The organism is Streptomyces sp. NPDC002619 (genome assembly GCF_042889305.1).
Lineage (GTDB): Bacteria > Actinomycetota > Actinomycetes > Streptomycetales > Streptomycetaceae > Streptomyces.
In genome coordinates, this window is sequence record NZ_JBIAQV010000075.1 from 1 (window position 1) to 21,842 (window position 21,842).

19 protein-coding genes and 2 pseudogenes are annotated in these 21,842 nt (G+C 66.7%); 12 read left to right on the forward strand and 9 right to left on the reverse strand.

All coding sequences use genetic code 11. From position 1 onward, the window contains the following. From tnpB to ACFYXB_RS42780, 4 genes are all read right to left on the reverse strand, one after another. Positions 1 to 754 (reverse strand): IS607 family element RNA-guided endonuclease TnpB (gene tnpB, locus ACFYXB_RS42765; protein WP_389590659.1); only part of this gene is annotated, 754 nt, incomplete at its 3' end. Positions 755 to 1,001: 247 nt separating this feature from the next. After that, positions 1,002 to 1,826: a hypothetical protein gene (locus ACFYXB_RS42770; RefSeq protein WP_389590660.1), complete on the reverse strand. Its 825-nt coding sequence runs from the start codon at positions 1,824 to 1,826 to the stop codon at positions 1,002 to 1,004. A 139-nt stretch (positions 1,827 to 1,965) separates the two neighbouring features. Next, entirely contained in the window at positions 1,966 to 2,880 is a 915-nt protein-coding gene (locus ACFYXB_RS42775) for an aldo/keto reductase (RefSeq protein ID WP_389590662.1), read from the reverse strand. A gap of 452 nt (positions 2,881 to 3,332) precedes the next feature. Beyond that, entirely contained in the window at positions 3,333 to 3,986 is a 654-nt protein-coding gene (locus ACFYXB_RS42780) for a nuclear transport factor 2 family protein (RefSeq protein ID WP_389590663.1), read from the reverse strand. 319 nt (positions 3,987 to 4,305) lie between these two features. On the opposite strand from ACFYXB_RS42780, the gene ACFYXB_RS42785 reads away from it, so the two are divergent. The 6 genes from ACFYXB_RS42785 to ACFYXB_RS42810 all read left to right on the forward strand — a co-directional run bounded on the left by ACFYXB_RS42785 (position 4,306) and on the right by ACFYXB_RS42810 (position 10,091). Further along, a complete protein-coding gene (locus ACFYXB_RS42785; RefSeq protein WP_389590665.1) occupies positions 4,306 to 4,944 on the forward strand; it encodes a TetR/AcrR family transcriptional regulator in 639 nt (212 codons plus the stop codon). Positions 4,945 to 6,096: 1,152 nt separating this feature from the next. Then, positions 6,097 to 6,861, forward strand: coding sequence for a DUF3592 domain-containing protein (locus ACFYXB_RS42790; RefSeq protein WP_389590667.1), 765 nt, complete (start codon positions 6,097 to 6,099; stop codon positions 6,859 to 6,861). Positions 6,862 to 7,017: 156 nt separating this feature from the next. Then, positions 7,018 to 7,659 (forward strand): hypothetical protein, encoded by a 642-nt coding sequence (locus ACFYXB_RS42795; RefSeq protein ID WP_389590685.1) that lies wholly within the window; start codon positions 7,018 to 7,020, stop codon positions 7,657 to 7,659. A gap of 93 nt (positions 7,660 to 7,752) precedes the next feature. Beyond that, positions 7,753 to 8,271 (forward strand): HD domain-containing protein, encoded by a 519-nt coding sequence (locus ACFYXB_RS42800; protein WP_389590669.1) that lies wholly within the window; start codon positions 7,753 to 7,755, stop codon positions 8,269 to 8,271. 236 nt (positions 8,272 to 8,507) lie between these two features. Continuing rightward, entirely contained in the window at positions 8,508 to 8,909 is a 402-nt protein-coding gene (locus tag ACFYXB_RS42805; protein WP_389590670.1) for a hypothetical protein, read from the forward strand. A gap of 402 nt (positions 8,910 to 9,311) precedes the next feature. After that, entirely contained in the window at positions 9,312 to 10,091 is a 780-nt protein-coding gene (locus ACFYXB_RS42810) for a hypothetical protein (protein ID WP_389590671.1), read from the forward strand. A 142-nt stretch (positions 10,092 to 10,233) separates the two neighbouring features. Here ACFYXB_RS42810 and ACFYXB_RS42815 read toward each other — a convergent pair. Next, a pseudogene (locus ACFYXB_RS42815) lies at positions 10,234 to 11,680 on the reverse strand (NF041680 family putative transposase). Between the two features lie 157 nt (positions 11,681 to 11,837). Here ACFYXB_RS42815 and ACFYXB_RS42820 point away from each other — a divergent pair. From ACFYXB_RS42820 to ACFYXB_RS42840, 5 genes are all read left to right on the forward strand, one after another. Then, on the forward strand, positions 11,838 to 12,653 hold the full coding sequence (locus tag ACFYXB_RS42820) for a phosphotransferase (protein WP_389590672.1): 816 nt from the start codon (positions 11,838 to 11,840) through the stop codon (positions 12,651 to 12,653). A 101-nt stretch (positions 12,654 to 12,754) separates the two neighbouring features. Further along, complete coding sequence (locus ACFYXB_RS42825; protein WP_389590673.1) at positions 12,755 to 13,585, forward strand: IS5 family transposase; 831 nt, start codon at positions 12,755 to 12,757, stop codon at positions 13,583 to 13,585. Beyond that, positions 13,582 to 14,004, forward strand: a complete 423-nt coding sequence (locus tag ACFYXB_RS42830) for a hypothetical protein (RefSeq protein WP_389590674.1) — start codon at positions 13,582 to 13,584, stop codon at positions 14,002 to 14,004. The genes ACFYXB_RS42825 and ACFYXB_RS42830 overlap by 4 nt, the downstream gene beginning before the upstream one ends. A gap of 200 nt (positions 14,005 to 14,204) precedes the next feature. Then, on the forward strand, positions 14,205 to 14,828 hold the full coding sequence (locus ACFYXB_RS42835; RefSeq protein WP_389590675.1) for a hypothetical protein: 624 nt from the start codon (positions 14,205 to 14,207) through the stop codon (positions 14,826 to 14,828). A gap of 223 nt (positions 14,829 to 15,051) precedes the next feature. Then, positions 15,052 to 15,878 (forward strand): IS5 family transposase gene (locus tag ACFYXB_RS42840; RefSeq protein ID WP_389590676.1). Its coding sequence is split into 2 segments (ribosomal slippage): positions 15,052 to 15,412 and positions 15,412 to 15,878, totalling 828 coding nucleotides; the frame shifts between segments, so codons are not numbered across the junction. Positions 15,879 to 16,033: 155 nt separating this feature from the next. On the opposite strand, the gene ACFYXB_RS42845 is transcribed toward ACFYXB_RS42840, so the two are convergent. The 4 genes and pseudogenes from ACFYXB_RS42845 to ACFYXB_RS42860 all read right to left on the reverse strand — a co-directional run bounded on the left by ACFYXB_RS42845 (position 16,034) and on the right by ACFYXB_RS42860 (position 19,908). Beyond that, the gene (locus ACFYXB_RS42845) at positions 16,034 to 16,219 is read right to left on the reverse strand and encodes a hypothetical protein (RefSeq protein WP_389590678.1); all 186 of its coding nucleotides are present in this window, start codon (positions 16,217 to 16,219) and stop codon (positions 16,034 to 16,036) included. Positions 16,220 to 16,336: 117 nt separating this feature from the next. After that, positions 16,337 to 16,417, reverse strand: a pseudogene (locus tag ACFYXB_RS42850) (transposase); the annotation flags it as partial. Positions 16,418 to 17,015: 598 nt separating this feature from the next. Continuing rightward, on the reverse strand, positions 17,016 to 18,254 hold the full coding sequence (locus ACFYXB_RS42855; RefSeq protein WP_389590680.1) for a PP2C family protein-serine/threonine phosphatase: 1,239 nt from the start codon (positions 18,252 to 18,254) through the stop codon (positions 17,016 to 17,018). A 1,318-nt stretch (positions 18,255 to 19,572) separates the two neighbouring features. Then, entirely contained in the window at positions 19,573 to 19,908 is a 336-nt protein-coding gene (locus tag ACFYXB_RS42860) for a hypothetical protein (RefSeq protein ID WP_389590682.1), read from the reverse strand. Positions 19,909 to 20,214: 306 nt separating this feature from the next. Between ACFYXB_RS42860 and ACFYXB_RS42865 the strand changes: the two genes are divergently transcribed. Then, on the forward strand, positions 20,215 to 21,453 hold the full coding sequence (locus tag ACFYXB_RS42865; protein WP_389590683.1) for an IS256 family transposase: 1,239 nt from the start codon (positions 20,215 to 20,217) through the stop codon (positions 21,451 to 21,453). Positions 21,454 to 21,842: the final 389 nt, after the last annotated feature.

Consider the following 21,842-nt stretch of genomic DNA (forward strand, 5'->3'; position numbering starts at 1 on the left):
TGCGCCGGTTTGGCCCCTGACGGCGGGAGACCGTACGGGCCAGGCGCCCGAGTTTGCGCCGCGCAGCGTCGTAGTGGCGCGGGTTGGCTGCGGCCAATCGGCCGTCGGAGAACACCGCGAGGGTCTTGATACCCAGGTCGACACCGATCACCGCGTCCGGCCGGGCCACTGGGCGTTCGGCCCGCTCGACCTCGAGGGTGAAGGACACGAACCAGCGCCCACTCTCGCGGCGTACGGTCGCGGACTTCACCGTCGCGGTGCCGTCCACGATCCGGCGGTGCAGCTTACGCGTGGACTCATGCGTCTTGATCGTCCCAAGGACCGGCAACGTCACATGCCTGCGGCTCTCCTCCAGCCGGATCGTGCCGGTGGTGAACCGAACGGAGGCAACGGCCCTGGCCTTGGTCTTGAAGCGGGGGAAGCCCATCTGCGGGCCCTTGCGCTTGCCCTTCTTCGAGTTCTGCCAGTTCCTGAGCGAGGTGGCCAGACGGTCGAGGCCGGTCGCGTACGCCTCCTTCGAGCACTCCGCCCACCAGGGCGCCACATCAGCCTTGGCCTGATTCCAGGCTTTACGCATGGAATACATCGACCACGACACAAGCGGCGTCAGCTCGTCCTTAGGGAGGCCGTAGGAGCGCTCCGCCTCCCGCTGGGAGAGGTTCGCTTTCACCCGCGCAAGGCCCCAGTTGAACGCCACCCGCGCCGCACCCGCATGCCGCAGCAGCGCCCCGACCTGACCAGGCGTCGGGTCCAAAGCGAATCGGTAGGCATGCGTAACGATCACCCCATCAGCCTACCGACCGCCACCGACAACACCCCGAGCTGCAACCGAAGTTGAGAAACACTGAGATTCGATGACGAAACCCGCAGCAGTTAGGAACCCCCAGCGGGCGCCTGGTGCTTCGCCGTCCAACGCGGCCGCCACCTGCTGCGGGCTCATCCCGAAGCGGAGCGGACCGAGCCCCTCCAGGGGCGTGCAGTCCCAGCGCGGCCGGTCCCGGTCATCCTTCACCGGCCATGTTCCGGGGTTGGTCTCCCGCTCGCGGACATCGCGCCACTGGGTGACCGGCTTGGCCCCGTACGGATCCTCCGCCAGCTCGGGGCCGACAAGCAGGGCATCGGTGATTACCCTGTCCGTCCGCTGCGTGAACCCCTCGGGACCGTGCGTCGCCCTCCGTGGACGCCACGATCTGACCGGTCTGGATGGCGAGTTGCAGCATCAGCCGCTCCCGGGCGATGAGCTCGCTTAAGGCCGAGCGGGTGTCGCGGCGCTGGAGCAGGTCCGCGGTGTCGAACAGCTGGTGGTGGCCGATCTCGACGGCGCGCCGCAGCTCGCAAGTGTCGCTGCCGACGGCAGCCTGGGCGACGCCCGCGTGCAGGGCGGCGAGGCGCTGCAGGTAGTGGCAGGCGGTTTCGGCGTCGACGATCCGGACGTGTCCGCTCGCGCGGGCATCGAGCGGGTCGGACAGATACTCCACGAGCAGCGGGGTCAGGGCGGCCACCGGCAGCACGATGCTGATGGGCACGCCGTGGATGATCGCGAGCGTGGCCGCGGCCAGGCTGAGGGCCAGGGCGACGGCTGTGGCGGTCCGTGCGGTCACCGAGCCGAGGCGGATACGGCGTGCGGGACGCCGGGCCAGCCAGCGCAGGGCGAGGCGCTGGGCGCGAGTTGCGATCGGGGTGAAGACGGCGATCCGGTGCGGCCGTTCGGGGAGGCTGCCGTCGGCGGGCACGGTCCAGTCGATCCATCCCCATTCGGCTCGTTCCCGGATCAGGACGGGTTCGCAGCCACTCGTGCAGGACGCGCAGACATGCCCGCCGCGCACAGCGCGGCACCGTTTTCGCTCCCAGCGAGCAGCTGAGTTGGCGGGCAGGGTCACGGCGCCGACGCCGGGCAGCCGTGGGCGCCGATCGGGGCCCGCCGGATGCTGGGCCGGGCCGAGAAACGCGCTGGTCTGGGGCTGGTCAGCCGTGCGTGGTGGGGTCTACTTCGCCCCAGGCGAGCCCTGCTCCGCGGTCCATACCGCGAATGTAGTCCATGTCGGCGTCGTCGATGCGGAACGGGAAAACGTCCAGGTTCTCACGCATGCGGACCGGGTTGGTGCTCTTGGGAAGCACCGGATAGCCGTTCTGCACGCCCCAGCCCAGAAGGAACTGCGCCTCGGTCACACCGTATTTTTCCGCCAGCTTCTTGAAGGGCGAATCGGAGCGCTCTCCTTCGGCGCGCATCTCCTGCGTCTTTCCGCTCATGTGGCCGGGCGCGGTGCGCCAGGTCGACAGCGGAACCAGGCTGCTGTAGGCGATGGGCGTGATGCCCTTCTGGTTCAAGTAGGAGACCAGTTGGGGCTTCTGCGACCAGGGGTGCAGTTCGATCTGGTTGGCGTGCGGAACGGGAAGTCCCGCCTCGACCAGCTCGTCGATGTGAGCGGCATTGAAGTTCGAAACGCCGATCGCACGCGCCTTGCCGCTCTTGTAAGCCTCAACCAGTCCCTGCCACTGTTCCAGACGCTGCTCACGCCCGAACGTGGCGTGGATGAGGTACAGGTCGACCTGCTCCAGACCGAGCCGGTCAAGACTCTCGTCGAGGGACCGCAGGGTCTCTTCGCGCGTCTTGCTGCGTTCCTGCATCAGCGGCCACAGCTTGGTCGTTACGAACACGTCGCCGCGTTCGAGACCTTCTTGCTGTATACCGCGACCCAGCCCTTCGCCGACGCCGCGCTCGTTCTCATACACCTCGGCCGTATCGACGTGTCGGTACCCTGCAGCCAGGGAATTCTCGACGGCGGACGCGGCCTCTTCGTTCGGAATGAGATAAGTCCCGAAACCGACAAGGGGAACCTTCACCCCAGTGGTCAACTCATGATCATGCGTATTGGTCATCATAATCTCCTTGCCGATTTTTGCATCTTGCTGATTGTTTGAGCGGTGCTGATGGAGCGGCGAGTCTCGCTCCGCATTGACGACAGAAACAGGGCTCTCACACCACCTGAAGGCCGCGGACGGCTTCCCACCCCGGAGCGCAGCCGAAGCCGTCCGCGCTACTGTTCCCCGGTCCTGCAGCAGCCGCTGCCGGCTCCGGAGAGACCGCGCTATTGTGGTTCATTTGTGGTCCTCCTCTTTTGTACGGCTGATCTCACCGGTCGACGGTGGGGGGAGCCGGCCCGAGAGGGAAGACGAAGTAACACCGTCGACGCAGGCGTTCCGGTGGTTGCTCTTGAAGAGCGGCGTGCTACACGAGGAACACCCTCCAGCGGACCTGCAGCGGCCAGCGCGGCAGAACCGGCGGGTGATGTGCGGCCGGTAGGGCCGGGCATCACCCGCCGGGGAACGACTCAGTGCTTGTTGACCGCCGAGGCCCAGTCGAAGTTCACGCCCATCTGGGCGTACATGGTCGAGTACCCGACGAAGCAGTTGAACTTCTCGACCTTGCCGTTGTGCAGGTACCAGAAGTCGGCAGTCGGCACGTCGATCTTCGCGCCGGTCGGCTTGACGGTGCCCGCCGGTGACTGCAGCGGTCCCTCGAACGTGCCCTGGATCGACAGCTCGATGCTGATCACGTCGCCGTTCACGGTGATGCGCTTGAGTTCACGGTGAACGTCGGGGAAGAGGTTGGCCATGTAGGGCAGAACGTCACCGAGCGCCTTGCCCCGATATGCCTGGCCGGGGACCATGTCGTTGAAGACGCCGTCCTTGGTGAAGCTGTTGACGAACGTGTTGACGTCCAGGCTGTTGCCCTCCGCTACGTGGTAGTCGCGCAGGACGACTGCGAGATTGGCCCTCTCGTGCTTGGTCAGGTGGCGGTCCGTGAGCGGCAGCTTCGCCAGGTCGCGATCGGTCAGGCCCGCGTGGACCGCCGTACTGCTGTGGACCGCCGCACTGCTGTGGACGGGGCTTGCGGCCTGCGTCGGCGCAGCGGCGATGGAAAGACCACCCAGGACAGCTACCGCGGTCGCGGCGGTGATCGACTTCCGGCTGAGCAGCTTCATGTCGTGTTCCTCCAGGTTGGTTCTCAGGATCCGAGATCCGTCACAACGGTCTCTCTGACGCGCTTAGTAAATCAAATGCTCGCTTTACTTTATGAACGGCAGTGTGGGCTGTCAAGCCACTGTTTGAATTCTGTGCTCGCGCAGCCGCGGGGGCATGCGTGCGCGGCCGCATTGCGGCTGGTCAGGTCGGGTCTGCGACAGTGATCCGGGGCGGCGCCCCAGGCGTCCGCTCCTCGAGAAACCGGATGCGCTCGGGTTCGGCTTCGATCCGCGAGGCGACTGTTGACAATGTACTCAAGCATCTGCTTAAGTACATGGCATGATACGGGCGGAAAAGACGGACCTGCGCCGGGAGGCCGGTCAGCGCACGCGGGACGGTCTGCAGACGGCCGCCCTGGAGTTGCTAGCGCAACGAGGCCAGGAGGGCGTGACACTCCGCGAGATCACAGATCGCGCCGGAGCCAACGTCGCCGCGGTGAGTTACCACTTCGGGTCGCTGAAAGCGCTGTGCGACTCGGCGATAGAGCACGCGTTGGAACAGTATCTGGACGCGCAGCTCCTGGCACTCAATTCGCTTGGCTCCACTTCGACACTCCAGGACCTGGCGGCAGCCTTCGCCCGGCCGATGATGCGCGCGCTGTCGGCCGGTGGACAAGACCTGGCCATGATGCGGACTGTGGCGCGTGTCGGCATCGATCCGCCCCAGGGGTGGGAGCGGCTGACCGGCAAGTTCGACCAGAGTCGCCGGGAGGCCCTCCGGGTGCTGACAGCGAACCTTCCCGGAGTCGACGAGCAGGAACTGATCTTCCGTACGCGATGCGCAGCCGGCCTGCTGAACTGGCTCGCGCTGGCGCCCATCGGCGCCGAGCTGGCCGCCATATCCGCCGAGCAGATCGAGCGGCAGCTGGTCCCCGTGGTGGCCGGGGCGTTCCGCGGGGACGCCGCCGCCGACCGCTGACCAGGTCAAAGGCCACCGGAATCCAGACAACTCAAACGACTGCCTGCCAAGGAGGCGGACAGCACCTCCCTCGCCCAGCTCCGCTGCGACGGCGCGGAAAGGCGGGACCGCGGTGAGCTGCGCTGAAATGGGTGGAGTCCCTGCTGCCTGGGTTATGACCCGAGCGTATGAAGCTGTGTCACATCTCCTCCCGCAGGTCACGGCGCTCTGAGGCGCCGACAGCATTCTCCTGGCCGTCAGTGGGCATGACCACCACGCCTACCCTTGGGACATCCAAGACCCGCGGCATCAGAAACGCCCTCGCGTCCTCAGAGTTTGCTCGGTTAGTTCCCGCAGGTCAGGCATGGGATCGTCCGTGGCAAGGCAGAGCGAGGCCGTCGGATTGTCTCTTCGGAGGAGGTGCCGGTGCCGTCGGTTTCGGGTTTGCCGGAGGAGCATGCGCTGGCCGTGCAGGAGCGTATGGAGGGGCTGCGGGAGAAAACTGGCCGAGTTGGCCGAGGCGGAGAAGGACTGGGAGGGCTGGGTTGCGTCGTCCGACAGCGCGTTGGGCAGGTCCTGTCCGGGCCGCAGGCGGAGGCGGGAGTCAGATCGCGCTCGCCCCGTGGATGGAGCCGATCGCTGCGAACGCCCGCATTGACGTCAACGCGGAAACCCGCGGCACAGGAGCTTCCTGCTGCTCTGCGTCTTAAGGCGTGCCCGGCGGATAACGGGCCCTTGTAGCGCTCGTGCATGGCTCTGCTTGCTCCGACGGTTTCACCTCCTGCTGTGCACCACATCTGGCAATCAGTGCCAACTGGACTGCTCAGTCACAGCTGTGACTGAGCAGTCCAGTTGGCCCGGGAGTGCTCTACTTGGCCCGGGCGAGCGCGTTAGGTGGCCCGCGCCGGGTACCGGGCAAAGCGGCGTCCGGTGACGCCTTTCATGGAACTCCGACCGACGACTACAGCGGAAACGCCGAGGCCGGGGTCTTCATGCATGTGCAGCCGTATGCCGTCCGAAGCGGCCCTGTGTCGAGGTCCGTGGACGGGATCATGGGGCATCGGCGCAGGTGAAGCCCAAAGACGGACGAGACTTCTGACGCGAGGCGGCCGGATACCGCTGCAACCAACGCGGAAGCCGGCGAGTCTCCTCTCGTAACGGGTGGAGGCGCAGATGGATGAGCGCAAGTCTTTGTTGAGCGACGGCCGGGATGAGTACGTCTCTCCCTCTGGGTGGGAGGTGCCGGCTGTCGTCGTGGCCATCGTGGTGTGGTTGGCATTCGGGCCGCTCGGGCCGTTGTGGCTCTATGTTCTTGGCTGGGCGGTGGCGCTGGCCGCAGCGAACGGTGTCTCCAGGCTGCTGGTACGCCGCCGGAGTCGGGCTCACCGCGGGGCCCGCGGGATTCCTTCGTCAGGCAGCCGCGTGACGGCACTGCTGCGGCTCGGTCCGGAATCGTGGCTGCTGGCCCCTCGCTGGGCCAAAGCCCGAATGGCCGCCGCGGTTTTCCTGATGTTCGCCACCTTTGCCGGAGTCATGGGATGGAAAGCCGGCCAGGAGTACCAGCTGCTGGCGAACCTCCGGCACCACGGCCACAGGACCGACGCAACCGTAGTCGAGATAACCGGCCGGTCGGAGGAAGGCTGGGTGAACACCGTGACCGTGCGCTTTGGCACACCGTCCGGCCCCGTGCACGCGGATGTCGATGTCCCGGGCAGCTCAGCAACCGATCCAAAACCAGGAACGTACATACCCGTCGTATTCAACCCGGCGCGCCCCACCGAGGTCCGCCACATTGCATACCTCGACGGACGCGACGCCGACGGAATCCGAACGGGTTCGATCGTGAGCGGGCTGCTCGCGGCGGGCTTTCTGGTGGGCACCGTCAGAGTGGTGGTACGTACCAAGCGGCAAACGCGGGTGGTTGAACCGGGCCGCTGAAACTACGGTTGGCGGCGTCCCGCACGGACATACGGCACACGGCGCGGCTGACCCTCACGAGACCGCTACGGATGCTGGGCCTGGGCTGGAAGCTGCGGTGCGAGGCGGAGATGTCGGGGGTGGGGTGACCCTCGGCGCCGGGAGTACGGGGGCGCGATGACCAGGTACGTCCACCATCAACTGATAGGCGTCGCCATGGCGGTGTGCGCCTGCGTCGTCAGTGCGCCGGTGGCCTTCGGCGTGCGTGGGATACCTGCCGTGGTCGACGACACGGTGTGGAGGGTCATCCTTCTCATGCTCGGTTGCAACGTGCTCTTCGGAATGCTCGAGGCTTCCCGGCTCAAGTGGGTCAGTGAGGTTCGCACCTTCGAGGAAGCAGTTCCGCTGGAACACCCCGAAATCCTCCGACGCGCCGACTACTCCCTGCGCCACAACCTCGTCAATAAGGGCCTCCTCCCCGTGCTGCTGGTGCCGACACTGGCCATGGGACTGGCCTTGAGCCCCTGGCTATCCCTGACCCCCCTGTCGATGTCCCGAGACTGGCTGATCCGGGCCGGCATCGCAGCACGCTGGGAGAAGAGGAACGCCGTGCTGTTGTGGGGGGACACGTCCCGGACAGTCCGTGGGAGCTCTCGTACTCCCCGGTCAGGCCGTCGCCACCGACTCGAACCGCCACCGATACACCGCCCGAGTGACCAACCCTCTTTCGGACTCAGGGAGTTAAGTCAGGTCGGCGTCGCACGCGGCGTCCCACCATGTGATGACCAGCACCCGGTCCCGCGGGCCCCGTGGGAGTAATGTCTGCGGGATGACCGCGACGCCTACGGACTTCTTGGCACGTGCCCTGGACGCCCCGGGCGAGCCCCGTCTGCGGCCGCTGCCACCGTGGCGATGGAACTGCTGCGTTCTCTGAGCGCCCCGCCTCGGCTGGCGGCGCACTTGCGTGCGGTCCATGACGTTGCGGTCGAACTGGTGGACTGGGTGCAGGACCGCTACCCGGATTTGGCCGTGGACCGCGACGGTGTTCTCTTCGGTGCGGCGACCCACGACGTGGGCAAGGTCTTGCACCCCGAGGAGCTCGCCGGGCCCGGCTCGGCACACGAGCACGCTGGTCGTGACCTGCTGCTGAGCCGCGGCTTCCCGCCCGCACTGGCTCGGTTCGCCGCCACCCACGCCAGCTGGGACGCCCCCGGCGTGACGATGGAGGACCTCCTGGTCAGCACAGCCGACAAAGTGTGGAAGGACAAGCGCGTCTCCGGCCTTGAGGACAGGCTCGTCAGGGCGCTAGCAGGTGCGACGCAGCGGAAGCCCTGGGAGGAGTACCTCGCGCTCGATGACCTGCTCACTCGACTCGGGGCGGACGCTGCCCCTCGCCTGGCTTTCCAATCGGCCTTCCCGGTTCACACCTGACCCAGCCTCAAGATCCGGCGGACTTCCTGAGCGCGAATTGGCCGGACGGGCCAACTACGGCGCTCAGTCACAGCACGTTGTGACTGAGCGTTTCAGCTGGCACTTGAGCAGGTCAGTCGGCACCTGAAGTGCCGGCCGCGCATCCGGTACCTGGTCAGCAGCGTGGGTGCGGTTATGGTCGGCTAGACGAAGGGGTGGGTAGCGTGAGGGCGGGCGAGGAACGGGAGCGTTGGGACTTGCTGCCCGACGTCGGTCTGGGGCCGCTGCGGTTTGGGATGAGCCCCGCCGAGGTCGCCGACGCACTCCAGGTCTCTGGGCCGCAAGAACGGGTCGGCGACCCATACGGGCAAGAAGACTTCGCCAACGGGGTGAAGGCGTTTTACCACGGAGGCAGACTGGCGTGCGTTGCGCTGGATGCACTCACGAGACCGCAGGTCTTCCTCGCGGGCTTTGCGCTGGCCGGCCGCGATCCCGAGCAGACGCACCAGTTCCTGCTCGACCACGCCGCCGAGCACGGAAACTGCCTGCTGTACACCCCGGATGGATCCCTCTCTCTGACTGATCTCGGGCTTCTCTTGCGTTCACAGCAGGTTGGGGCCATACGCCTGTCGCGTCCGCTCTTCGTCATGGAGGAGTAGTTGGAATCGGAGTGCCACCGCGACCGCCTACCGCTGGAAGGTGCCCCGGCCACGGATGAACGGCCCTGGCCTTCGTAGATGCACGAACCGTTGCCGTGCATGGGCTGAGCACTTAAGTCGGAGAGCGGTGCCCACTGGACTACTCAGTCACCGCGAGTGCGACTGTGCAGTCCAGTTGGCCGGTCGACAGCCGAGTTGCACAGCGGATCTTCGTGCGTGGTGGCGTGTGGTCGGCTCACCTGCGCCGGGTTGCGTGGTGCAGAGGAGTTGCTCCTGAGGGCCACCGGCGCTTGGTGGAGTGCGTCGCGTCAGGAGTGAGCCGGATCATGTACCGGTCGGCGCATCCCTTTGCGTCGCTGCCGAGTCCTATCAGTGAACCGGAATATTCAAGGGGGAACAAAGGTGACTAATCGTACCGTTCTGGCTGCGGCGGCCCTGTGCACGACGGCGGTGGTGACGCTCACCGCGTGCGGAGACGACAAGAAGGCCGACGCCAAGGAGGCAGGCACCCCTGCCTCCGCAACGCCCTCGCCCGCGAAGCCGTTCGAGGGCCTGACCCCGGCCCAAATCTCCGAGAAGTCCCGGCTGGCCATGACGAAGCTGAAGTCGTTCAAGGTCAAGGGCAGCATGACCATCCAGGGGAAGGAGATGGCCTTCGACGTCGCTGTCGGCGAGAAGGGCAACTGCCTGGGGACCTTCACCCGCGAAGGCGTGGCCGCCGATCTCCGTTGGGTCGGCGACTACACCTACATGAGGGGCGACGAAAAGTTCTGGCAGCAGACAGCCAAAGAAGAGGGCGCCTCCTCCGAGGAGACGACTGCCCTCACCGAGCTGCTCAAGGGGCGCTGGGTCAAGTCGCCAGCGGGGTCCGCGAACACGGACGGCGAGTTCCCCTTCTGCGACACCGCCACGATATTCACGAAGGACAAGAAGGAAAGCCGCCTCACCAGAGGCGCGGAAACCGAGGTCCACGGCACGCACGCCGTGACGCTCACGGGGAAGGACGGCGCCGCGACACAGACCCTCGTCGTATCCGCCGAGGGAGAGCCCTACGCACTGAGGATGACCGAGGAGGGTGGCAAGGAGCCCGGCACACTCGAATTCTCGGCGTTCAACGAGCCTGTGACCGTTACACCCCCGCCAGCCGACCAGGTCATAGACCTGGACAAGCTCAAGGGATGACACCAGGCTCGCCGCCGTCCCACACCCGCTCCGCCCTCCTCGCCCTCGACTTCGTCCTCACCCGTCAGGGCTTCACGACGTCAGCGTGCTCCGCCGCATCACCTTCCCGGCCGACAACGCCCAGGACGCACTGACTTGTCCTTCATAGTCTGGCCTGGTCGCGTTCCGTTATCGTCTCGGGACGTCTGACGGTCTTGCCCACGTCGTAGCGGGTGGCGGGCCGCCGGTTCTTGGAGCCGGGCGGTCTACCGGGGCCTGGCCTTGTGGGTTTTGGTGCACGGGTGGGGCAGCTCAAGGCGGGGCGGAGGTTCCTGAACCCGCGGCGGACCCGGGCCGGGGTGAGTCGGCCTGGCTCCGCGGGCTGTTCCCAGGGGCGGCGGAGGTCCTCGACGAGCGGGCGGCCGAGCCGCAGTTGGGTGTGGGCGGTGATGACCAGCCACGTCCAGCGGTCCGCTGCCTTGGGGGTACGGATCTTCGGGCGGGTCCAGCCCAGGGTCTGCTTGGCCATGCGGAACGTGTGCTCCTGGTCGAATCTGCGCAGGGGCGCCTGCCAGCGCAGATCGATGTCCTCGCCGGTCATCCCGGTCCTGGAGGACCATAGCCAGACCGGCAGCGGGTCCCCGCCGCCGGGCAGGTAGTCGACCTGGAGACGGATCAACGCGCCCTCGATGAGGGGGAGTTCGCCGTCGTGGTCGATCCAGGCGGAGCGGGTGGTGAGGCGGGGGGTGGATGTGGTCCCAGGCCATCGTCTGTGCGGTGCCGTAGCGGTCGGTGACCTGAACGGTGGCCGTGTCCGGCTCGCCCCAGGTGTCCGGCTTGGCGAAGCGGAACTCCTTGCCACGCTTCGGTGGTCGCCCGCCTTGCGGTGGCGAGATTCAGGGGCGAGGGAGGCACGGGCTTGCGCATGACCCGGTCCGAACGCATCCGGCCCAGCACCTCCACCGGCAGGCCGTCCAGCAGCCAGGCCATGCGCGGGGCGTCGTATCCGGCGTCGAAGACGACCAGGATGTCCGGGTCCCTGTCGCGCTACTGGCCGCCCGTGATCAGGTCCTCGACTACGCGGCGGACCTGGACGGCGGTGACGTCGGCCACGTCATCCTCGGGTCCGACGCGCACCGCGTCCAGCAACTGGCACCAGGAGGTGCGACCCGATTCGAGGGCGGCGACAAACGAGTAGGGCCAGCCGGGGATCATCAGGTGCTGGTCCCGGCCGCGGCCGTAGGTGTGGCAGAACAGCCTGTCTGCGCTGCTCGGCGCGTCCGGCCGCAGCCAGTTACTCACGTCCACGGCCAGGACGAGTCGGCTGTCGGCGGCCTTGGGCTGGGCAGTGCGGCCAGAGTCTGCCGCAGCCGCCCGGCATCGATGCGGCCACGACTCAGGGCGTCGTACAACGCGCCGTGCCCACGGCGGTGCTCGGCCAGCAGCGTCAGGTCCACCGGCGTCCTCACCGGCCCGTCCGCGCACAACAACGCGTCGGTCAGTTCGAACAGTTCGTCACCGCGGGCGGTCAGACACGCGTAGAAGCCGTCCCGGAAGTGTGACGCCACAGCGAACGGTTCCCGCTGGGCATCGGGATACAGCATCGTCATCTCCATGGCCTCGGTCTGGTCACGTGCGTCCTTGGTCGGAGCACAGGATCAGGCCGAGGCCACTGACGTATCTGGCGGATCCTCAGGCGAGCGACTAAGTTCGAGTCGCGTTTCGATCCCAGCCCACACGGACCGATCTGGCGATAGCGTGATCGGCATGACGGCTGAAGGTGCGGCGGCGGACGGCGAGGCGTTGGTCGGCGGCATGGCGAACGCAGGCGCGATCTTCCGCAGGGGTGCGTTAGTGGAACGCCCGGCACCCCGCAACGCGTACGCCCTCCATGCCTACCTTCGTGCGCTCAAGGAGCACGGCTTCGACGCGGCTCCGATCCCAGTCGGCCTGACCGCGGACGGCCGTGAGCAGCTGACCTTCATCCCCGGCGACGTCGCACTGCCTCCGTTCCCGCGCTGGGTGCTGACGGAAACTGCCCTCGAATCGGTGGGGTGCCTGCTGCGACGCCTGCACGAGGCCAGTGCGGCCGTCGCGGTCGACACCCGCGGTGAGTGGCCCCACGACCTCGCCGACCCGGAGGGAGGAACGATGCTGTGCCACAACGACGTGTGCCCGGACAACATCGTCTTCCGCGGCGGCCATGCCGCTGCCCTGATCGATTTCGACCTGGCGGCCCCAGGCCGCCCCCTCTGGGACGTCGCCATGACCGCCCGCTACTGGGTCCCCATGCTCGATCCCGCATCCGCGGCTGCCCTCTACCCCGCCGGGCTGGTTGCACCCCTACGGCTGCGGATTCTCGCCGACAGCTATGGCCTTTCGTCGCGGGAACGTGCCGAGTTGCCCGGCGTCATCGAACAGGCCACCGAGACCTGCCGGGCCTTCGTCGCCAGCCGCGTGGCTGACGGTGACCCCGTCTACCTCCAGGCACTGGCCGAGCGTGGCGGATGGGAACGCTGGAACCGGATGCAAAGCTGGCTGGTCACTCACCGCGACTCACTCACGGCCGCCCTGCTGAACTGAGAGTGCGGGATGTGGCGTTCTATCGGTCTTGTCGTCGCTCGATGGTGTGACGTTGGGGCATCGTCGCCGGTCAGGCGTTCGGGGTTCGCTTGAGTTGTGGCATGAGCATGCGCAAGCCGTACCCGAGCGATCTCACCGACGGGCAGTGGGAGCTTGTCGAACCCGTGATCACGGCATGGAAGGCCCGGCATCCGTCGGTCAGCGGGCATCAGGGGAAGTACGCGATGCGGGAGATCGTGAACGCGATCCTCTACCAGAACCGCACGGGTTGTCAGTGGGAGTTCCTGCCTCATGACATGCCCCCGCCCGGAGCGGTGAAGTACTACTTCTACCTCTGGCGCGACGAGGGCACCGACCAGGACATTCACGACCTGCTGCGCTGGCAGCTGCGGGAGAAGCGGAAGCGATTAGCCGACCCGGGCCTGGTGGTCCTGGACACGCAGAGCATCCACGCCTCCGTCGGAGTCCCGGCCACGACGACGGGCCGGGATGCCGCGAAAAGGGTGCCGGGCAGGAAAAGATGCCTGGCCGTGGACGTGTTGGGCCTCGTCATCGGCTGCGTCGTCCTGCCCGCCTCCGTGCACGAGAACACCGCCGGCATCGCCCTGCTGGACGGTGTCGCCAGGCAGTGCGACACGGTGAAGAAGGCCCTGGTCGACCAGGGCTTCAAGAAGAAGGTCGTCGAGCACGGCACGATCGTGGGCATCGACGTCGAGATCGTCGAGCGCAACCCGGACGACAAGGGCTTCGTTCCGCAGGCCAAGCGGTGGATCGTGGAGCAGACGAACGGGATCCTGATGTTCTACCGCCGTCTCGTACGCGACTACGAACACCGCCCCGCCTCCTCCCGCTCCCGCGTCTTCTGGGCGATGACCTCCGTCATGAGCCGCCGCCTCACCGGAGCCACCCTCGCTTCCTGGAGGACTGCATGAGCGAGAACTCACAGGTCAAAGCCATCCTGGAACACATCGAAACCCGCGAGCGCGAACTGGCCGACCAGGCCGGGCAGTTCCGGGTCCGCATCGAAGAGCTCACCCGGCAGCTCGGCGAACTCGACGCGGAGAGCGAGAACCTGCGCATCACCCGCAAGACCCTCCTCACTCTCCCGCTGCCCTCGCCCGCCACCGGGCCGGACCGCTCCGGCATCCCGGACCACCCCGCCTACCAGCAGATCCTCACCGCCCTGGCCGACGCGGGCCGGCCGATGCGCGCCCGCGACCTCTGCCAGGCCCTCGACCTGCCGATCCTCCCGAAGAACACCGAAGGCATCCGTTCCAAACTGAAACGCCTGGTCAGCCGGGGCATCCTCATCGAATCCGAACCCGGCCTGTTCACCCGGCCCGACGCCTGAGGGCCACCCACCACCCGTGACCAGCGGTCCTTTCCCAACCTCAACCACGAAACGGACAAGAGCTCACGTTCCGCACTCTGACCTCCCCCAGGGCAATTTCGCTAGAGTAGGAATTTATGCCAGGACTCCATGCGGCCCCGATGAACACGACTGCGCGGCTCAGTCGGCTGCCGTTGGAATCGCTGCGGGGCGAGCACTGAATGGACTATCAGACTCAGGTGCAAAGCTTCGCTCACCGTATCGAACGCCTTCCTCGGAACCGCCAGGCGTTCGTCTTCACCGTGCTGGCCAAGTCGCTTCAGCCGGCTCGTGACGGCGAGAGCCCCGATGAGGCACGCAGGCGATCTGCGGTGGAAACAGCGATCAACATCGCTTCAGATTTCGCAGTCCAGGCTCAGCTTCAAGACAACGGGTCATCGATCGAGGCACTTCAGGCGGTGGTGCCTCATGGTGATGACATCTCTACCGCAGAAGAATTCTGCCTCCAGTGCATGATCGTGGTCGTCGCTGCTGCCCTGCGGGCTGCGTCTCACGGTGAAACAGTCAGCGGTGAACTGGTCGAGTATGCGCTTGCGCCGCTGCATTCGTATCTCTGTGAGCGTGATCTCGGGGTTATGGACGTCGGATCGTCGCAGCGCGAACTCGCCTGGGAGGCTGAGCTTCCACATGAACCTGCAATGCGTGAGGCTCTCAGGTTCGTTGATTCCGCAGTAGTGGCAGCCGAAGACGAAGAGCCGGTGTCACTCGAGGAGATCGAGGCAATGTCAAGGAGCGGTGGGGTACTGATGCCTCCCCCGATGACGTGCTGTGACCATCCCGCCTGAGTAGGGTTGGGGGTTGGAGCGATGGCCTGTGAGGCTCCGTTTCCAGCCCTCGCCCGGTCAAGTGAAGTAGGCGGCCGACGACGCCCCCGCGGCTCGGGTCCCTTTTCGACGACCCCTTCCCAGATTGGGCTGGCGAGGTGGGTAGGCATCCGGCTAAGAACTCCTAACAAAGTGGCGCTTCTTCCCTTGGAATGTTGGCACCTGATGGGGTGTTAGCCTGCACATGAGAAGGGGCGAGCAGCTGCCGTGGATCGTGTCCGATGAGCTGTGGGCGCGGATCGAGCCGTTGTTGCCGGTCGTGCCGCGTCGTGCCGATCATCCTGGCCGTAAGCGCCTGGACGACCGGAAGGTGCTGTCGGGAATCCTGTTCGTGTTGTATATCGGCATTCCGTGGGAGTTCTTACCCCAGGAGCTGGGCTTCGGCTCCGGCATGACCTGCTGGCGGCGTCTGCGTGACTGGAACGACGCGGGAGTCTGGCAGCGTCTGCACGAGTCGCTCCTGGCCGAACTGAACGCCGCCGGCGCGCTGGACTGGTCGAGGGCGGTGATCGACGGCTCGCACGTCAGGGCGCTCAAAGGCGGCCCAAAACAGGACCGTGCCCGGTCGACCGTGCCCGAACAGGCTCCAAGCACCATTTGATCATCGAAGGGCACGGCATCCCGCTGGCGGTATCGCTGACCGGCGGGAACTGCAACGACGTCACCCAGCTCGTCCCTCTGGTCCAGGCGGTCCCGCCCGTGCGCGGCCGGCGAGGGCGGCCCCGACAGCGACCGGTCGCGCTCTACGCCGACCGTGGCTACGACCACGACAAGTACCGCAAACAGGTGCGTGCCCTGGGGATCACCCCGGTTATCGCGCGGCGCGGTGTCGAGCACGGTTCCGGGCTGGGCGTGCATCGCTGGGTGATCGAACAGAGCTTTGCGCTGCTCCACTGGTTCCGTCGGCTGCGCATCCGCTGGGAGATCCGCGACGACATCGACGAAGCCTTCCTCAGCCTGGCCTGCGGCATCATCTGCTGGCGCCGACTGGTCAACCCCTCACTTTGCTAGGAGTTCTAAGTGCGCTGACCGCTGATCGCTGGCCGTGGCCTGCCACTTTGCCCCCAGGGCAGTTCAAGCCCTGAGCTTGGGAAGCATCGGGCCTGATGGGCGCGAGGTGAACTCTGGTCCGAAAATGACGTCTGAATGCCAGTCCGTCGGTCGGTTCAGACTGCTTCGATGGGGTCGAAGCGGATGGTGTAACCGAGGGCGTTGGCTTGACGGGCCAGTCGGCGCATGGCGCGTTCGGGGTCGAGGCGGGTGAAGTAGTCGCCGCCGAGGTCGTGGTAGGCGACGTCGTTGTCGAGTATGTGCCAGACCGCGGTCAGGATGGAGTGCTCGATGGCGACCACGGCCTTCTTCTTGCCGAGGCGGGGCACGAGGCGGTGGTAGCGGGCGCCGCGGTAGGTGGTCTGGCGAGTGCGGGAGGCGGCCATGGCGGCGGTACCCAAGGCGGCGCCGAGCCATCGGTTGCCGTGGCGTCGTCGGCCGGATTTGTGCCTTCCGGCGGATTCGTGGTGGCCGGGGCAGACTCCGGCCCAGGATGCCAGGTGCCCGGCGGTGCGGAAGCGGCCATGTCGCCGCCGGTCTCGGCCACGATGATCTCGGCCGTGGTGCGGCCGACGCCGGGAATGGTCTCGAGTAGCTCAAGCTGGCGGGCGAAAGGGCGCATCTCCTCCTCGATCCGGGCCGATAGGCCGGCGATCGTGGCCTTGAGCTGGTCGATGCGTTCCAGGTGCAAGCGGCACAAGAAGGCGTGGTGCTCACCGAAGTTGCCGGTCAGCGCCTCGACCAGGGCCGGGATCCTGGGCCGCATGCGCGCCTTGGCCATCTGGGCCAGGACCGATGCGTCGCGCTCGCCGTCGATGAGCGCGCTCAGCATGGCCCGCCCGGAGACGCCGAGGATGTCGGTGGCCACCGTGGACAGCTTGATGCCGGCATCCTCCAGCTCCTTCTCCAGCCGCTGGGCCTCGCGGGTGAGCTCCGCGGCGAGGGTGGAGCGGTAGCGGGTCAGATCCCGCTGGTGCCTTGGACGAGCTTCTCGGCCACCCCGATTCACCGCGGTTCGCCGCCTGATCGGGCACGCATCGGGCATGGGGGGGAGTAGGACTCGACGCGGTCGGCGCGCGGTTGGAGCCCGTGCATCAGTCAGCAGATTCCGTCGCCCCCTGAAGGAGTGTGGCCGCGCTGTACGGGGACAGCGAGTTCCGTCGGTTCCCGGCCGGCTGGTGTGACGCGGTGGGCGACGAGGGCGGCGAGGTCGTCGTCGCGGGTGCCGTGACAGTAGGCGAGCAGGTCCTGGTGGAGGTGGTCGAGGAGTTGGCGGGACGGGGCGAGGGCCCATCGGCGGACGCGCTGGGCGAGGGGGTAGAACGCCCCGGTACGGTCGCGGGTCTCACTGACGCCGTCGGTGTAGAGCAGCAGGCGGTCGCCGGCGGTGAAGGGGATCGTGTCGACCTGGTAGTGGTCGCCGAGGAGGTTCGCCATGTTGATGGGTGGTGACGGCGCGCTGGGTTCCACCTCGCGCACTTCGCCGCCGTGCAACAGCAGTGGCGCGGGGTGGCCGCAGTTGACCAGGCGCGCGATCGGTTCCCCGGCGGGGATCTCCACGAGCACGATGGTGGCGAAGCGCTCCAGCGCATCGCCGGGGACGTCCCGGGAGTAATGGCTCATGACGGTCTCCATATGTCCTGCCAGGGACGGCAGGTCGGGCGCGCTCATCCTCAGCACCCGGAACGTGCTGAGGATGACCGAGGCGACCTCGACGGCCGGAAGTCCCTTGCCGCGGACGTCGCCGATGATCAGCCGCACCCCGTACGGGGTCTGCATCGCCTCGTAGAAGTCGCCGCCGATGCGGGCCTGCGCGGCGGCGGCCTGGTAGAGCACCTCAATGTCGATGTCTTCGAGGTGCTGCGGGAGTGGGCGCAGCAGCACCCGCTGCGCGGTCTCCGCCACGGAGCGGACCTGGGCGAGGGTGTGCTCCCGGTTCTGCCGTACCCGGCTGGCGTAGGCGGCGGCCAGGGTGACGACCACGATCGCGAGCAGGGTGAAATTGCCCGGTGTCTGGCCCAGAGTGTGGTCGGCGGCGGAGATGGCGAACCCGGCCATCAGGGCGAGCAGCCCGATGCCCAGCGTGCCGGCCACGGAGAATATCGCCGCGGCCAGCGCCGGGGCCGCCCCGATCAACCGGTAGAACTGCAGGTGGGGCGTGAAGAAGGCCGCCACCGAGTCCAGCACGATCACCAACAGCGGAAACAGGAGCGCCGGCGAGAACGGCCTGCCCTCGTCCCGCATCCGCCGGGAGAGCCGCTTCTGGGCGATCACCTGCCTGAGCGACCGAACGGCGGTGCCACCGGTTGCGATGATCCCCCTGACCTGCACACCCATGTTTTTGTCCTTAGGCGGAGACGGTTCGCAGAAGCCCGTTTGTGCAGGGAGCCACCTGAAATACGTTCAAAATTCCACTAAATGCAAGCGCCCTAAATCTCACGTGATGCTCCTCACGTTCGACCGGCTGCGGATTGTGGTTGCGCCGCGTGACGGGCGTTACCGCCACTCTCGCGAGCTGCGTCGTCACCGTGATGGAAAGTGGCGACCCAGAGGCCATGCGCGCGAAGTCGGTCGCGTTGCGTTGTGCGTAGGTCCATACGTCCGGGCCTTTGGGAGCTGACATGGCAAGCGTGGCAACGTCTCGCGGTTGTGTCCGCCGGCGCGCTGGGTACACTCGGCCCCTGCGCCACCAGCGACACCCGACACAAGCGCCGGCGCGGCCTGCGCTCGTGCCCGCTCCCGGAAGGCCATGGGCATAGTGGGCAGCACGCCGGACAGCCCGTCGATATGGATCTCCTTGTGGTAGTTCCCGAACTGCCCACCGAGCTCTGGATTCATCGCGATCAGCCTCCTCGCTTCACGAGCTCCGGACCGTCTGGGACAGCGCCTTCGAGCATGCAGAGGAGACGAGGCCGCGACCACGTCCTGACCGTACGAATCTATGGCTAGGGCTTGTTGCCAACGCACAATCACCCATCGGACGCGTGCGGACCACGACGTCGATGAGCACGTCGTTGCTTCGACCTCGACGCCGTCTACCCGAAGAAAACTGGGAGATGATCTTGAGGGTAGCGCCCGACCACCCCTCTCCACGCCAAGGGATACCAACGCTCTCACCTGGGCATTCGCAAGTCGTCGCAGCTCCGAACGGTGGTCAAACCTAGTTCGGGACGAAGGGGCCGGCGGGTGCGGGTGTGACCGGCACCCGGACGGGAAGCCGTGGACGCAACCTCGCCCCCGGCCTGGGTCATGGACCTGACATGCGAGGACGGCTGCGCCATGAGTGAGCCGCGGCTCGCGTCGTGACCTCTGGTTGACCGCTGATTACCGCTGCATCTGGTGCGGCGATCCGTAGGGTCCCGACTTCGGATCGGGGGTGTCAGTGGCTGGCGCTATCTTCACTGCTCAGTGATGAGCCGGTTCGATGCTCCCGACGAGGTGCACGGCGGCCAAGAGGGGCGGCCGGATAGGAATCCCCGGACCCTCGCGGTCCCGGGACGCCGAATGGCTCCGATTCCACCCCCTCATGACCTTCTGATCCGTAGCTCTGTAGAGATCGGTCATTGAAGGTCATACAGGCTGCCGGGAGCGCCTTGAGGGCCGGTGTCGAGTGCTGCCGGTTGCTGGGGTTGCTGTACTTCGCTGCTGTACCGCATCACAGGTCCACACGAGACTCGGCCTCGCGGCTCTCCTGTCGCAGCACGACGTATGCCGGCCTGAACAGCACGCTGCGAAGAATCGGTTCCATGATCTTGAAGAGCGCTTCGGCGTCTGCTCCGTAGGCGTACAGCACGGCCTCGCCGCCACCGAACTCGTTCCCGTCGACCTCACCGACTCCTGCCGCTTCAACTGCGGCAGCCATAGCCCGTTCCGCATCGAAGATCGCTTCGCGCTCGGCACATGAGCCGTACTGGTCGTCGCTCAGGCGATAGTGAGCGATGACGGCTTGTTCTGGGGTCTCCGGTTCAGGGAGATCGAAGAGCGTATCCATGAGCGCACGATCTCACTGGCCTCTGACAACGCGTCCGCAGTCCGCAGCGGTCCCGCTCGGTGGTCGAACGTGCACGCTTTCCAACTGTGGTGGTGGGGTGTTGGGCGTCATTCTGGGCCGTTCACCTGGGTTCACCCGGGGTCGGCCGTGTACCCGGTATCGGCTCCGGGCCTGGTTGCGTCCTTGGAAGTGGTGTACGGGTTCGACCTGATCCGGGGGTTTGCTCCGGCTTCTGGCTGATGCCCGCATAGATGAACGGCCACCGGCTGATCTTCGAGGTGTCAAAGCTCGAAGGAGATCAGCACGATGACCGCACCCGACAGTGTGCCCCTGCATGCCCTCGCCGAGGACAACCTTGCCGCGGCGAGTCCGGATCTGCTGCGCGCGATGGTCAAGACGTTCGCCGACGCGCTCATGTCCGCGGAGGCCGACGCCCTCTGCGGTGCCGAATACGGGCAGGTCAGCGACGAACGCGTCAACCACCGCAACGGCTACCGCTCACGCGAGTGGGATACCAGGGCCGGCACGGTCGAACTGGCCATTCCCAAGCTGCGCCAGGGCAGTTACTTCCCGCACTGGCTCCTCGAACGGCGCCGCCGGGCCGAACAGGCCCTCATCTCGGTGGTCGCCACCGCCTACCTGCTCGGCGTCTCCACGCGCCGGGTCGAGAAACTCGCGGAGTCCCTGGGAGTCACCCAGTTGTCGAAGTCCCAGGTCAGTGCGATGGCGAAGCACCTGGACGAGCAGGTCGCCGCCTTCCGCAACCGGCCGCTCGACGCCGGGCCCTACGCGTTCGTCTGGGTGGACGCGCTGACCCAGAAGGTCCGCGAGGGCGGCCGCATCATCAACGTCCACGCCCTGATCGCGGTCGGCGTGAATGCCGACGGCCACCGCGAGATCCTCGGCATCGACGTCGCCACCGCCGAGGACGGCGCCGGCTGGCTCGCCTTCCTGCGCTCGCTGATCGCCCGCGGCCTGTCCGGCGTCCAGCTCGTCGTCTCCGACGCCCACACCGGCCTGGTCGCCGCGATCGGCGCCGTCCTGCCGGGCGCCTCGTGGCAGCGATGCCGCACCCACTACGCCCGCAACCTGCTGAGCCAGGTTCCGAAGTCGGCCCAGCCGTGGGTGGCCACGCTGCTGCGGACCGTCTTCGAACAGCCTGATGCCGACGCCGTCCGAGCCCAGATGCGGCATGTCCTGGACGCCCTGGAGGCCAAGTTTCCCAAGGCCGCAGCCCACTTGGACGCCGCCCAGCACGACCTGCTGGCGTTCACCGCCTTCCCGCGCGAGATCTGGCGGCAGATCTGGTCGAACAATCCGCAGGAGCGGCTGAACAAGGAAATCAGGCGTCGCACCGACGTGGTCGGCATCTTCCCCGACCGCACCGCCCTGATCCGTCTGGTCGGCGCCGTGCTGGCCGAGCAGAACGACGAGTGGACCGAGGCCCGCCGCTACATGGGCCGAGAACTCCTCGCCAAGGCCCGCCTCCACCCGATCGAGTCAGAAACCGACGACACAGCCCTGCCCACCGAACTCACCGCATAGCCTCAAAACGAGATCACCGAGTGGCCGTCGATACACCACTCCAGCGGACGCGACCCCGGGCTCCCGCGAACGGCAGTGAACCAGGCTGAATGAGACGGAAACTGAGACGGAGCCGTACTGGTTGGTTGCGCCGCGAGACGCCGATGGTCAGGTCTGAGCGTCCACGGCGGTGTCCTCATGGCGATCAGTGATGGTGAACTCCATCCACTCGATGCCGGCGACGCTGAATCTTGCACCAACGTTGGCGGACGCGATGCCTTCGGACTCCTGATGTGCGCCCGATTCGGGGTTGAGGGGCCTTCCCCCGTGAAGGTGGGCACGCGGTTATTGATCACGCGGCGAGCGTGAGTTTAGCGGTGTGGTGTCGGTGTTCGTATTCGTTGGGGCTG

What these genes read in the sequence shown, in the direction of transcription:
- ACFYXB_RS42865 (WP_389590683.1), top strand. Translation starts at nt 20,215, where the DNA reads ATGACCGCACCCGACAGTGTGCCCCTGCATGCCCTCGCCGAGGACAAC.
- ACFYXB_RS42860 (WP_389590682.1), bottom strand. Translation starts at nt 19,908, where the DNA reads ATGGATACGCTCTTCGATCTCCCTGAACCGGAGACCCCAGAACAAGCC.
- ACFYXB_RS42785 (WP_389590665.1), top strand. Translation starts at nt 4,306, where the DNA reads ATGATACGGGCGGAAAAGACGGACCTGCGCCGGGAGGCCGGTCAGCGC.
- ACFYXB_RS42820 (WP_389590672.1), top strand. Translation starts at nt 11,838, where the DNA reads ATGACGGCTGAAGGTGCGGCGGCGGACGGCGAGGCGTTGGTCGGCGGC.
- ACFYXB_RS42830 (WP_389590674.1), top strand. Translation starts at nt 13,582, where the DNA reads ATGAGCGAGAACTCACAGGTCAAAGCCATCCTGGAACACATCGAAACC.
- ACFYXB_RS42835 (WP_389590675.1), top strand. Translation starts at nt 14,205, where the DNA reads ATGGACTATCAGACTCAGGTGCAAAGCTTCGCTCACCGTATCGAACGC.
- ACFYXB_RS42825 (WP_389590673.1), top strand. Translation starts at nt 12,755, where the DNA reads ATGAGCATGCGCAAGCCGTACCCGAGCGATCTCACCGACGGGCAGTGG.
- ACFYXB_RS42780 (WP_389590663.1), bottom strand. Translation starts at nt 3,986, where the DNA reads ATGAAGCTGCTCAGCCGGAAGTCGATCACCGCCGCGACCGCGGTAGCT.
- ACFYXB_RS42775 (WP_389590662.1), bottom strand. Translation starts at nt 2,880, where the DNA reads ATGACCAATACGCATGATCATGAGTTGACCACTGGGGTGAAGGTTCCC.
- ACFYXB_RS42855 (WP_389590680.1), bottom strand. Translation starts at nt 18,254, where the DNA reads ATGGGTGTGCAGGTCAGGGGGATCATCGCAACCGGTGGCACCGCCGTT.
- ACFYXB_RS42790 (WP_389590667.1), top strand. Translation starts at nt 6,097, where the DNA reads ATGGATGAGCGCAAGTCTTTGTTGAGCGACGGCCGGGATGAGTACGTC.
- ACFYXB_RS42795 (WP_389590685.1), top strand. Translation starts at nt 7,018, where the DNA reads ATGACCAGGTACGTCCACCATCAACTGATAGGCGTCGCCATGGCGGTG.
- ACFYXB_RS42800 (WP_389590669.1), top strand. Translation starts at nt 7,753, where the DNA reads ATGGAACTGCTGCGTTCTCTGAGCGCCCCGCCTCGGCTGGCGGCGCAC.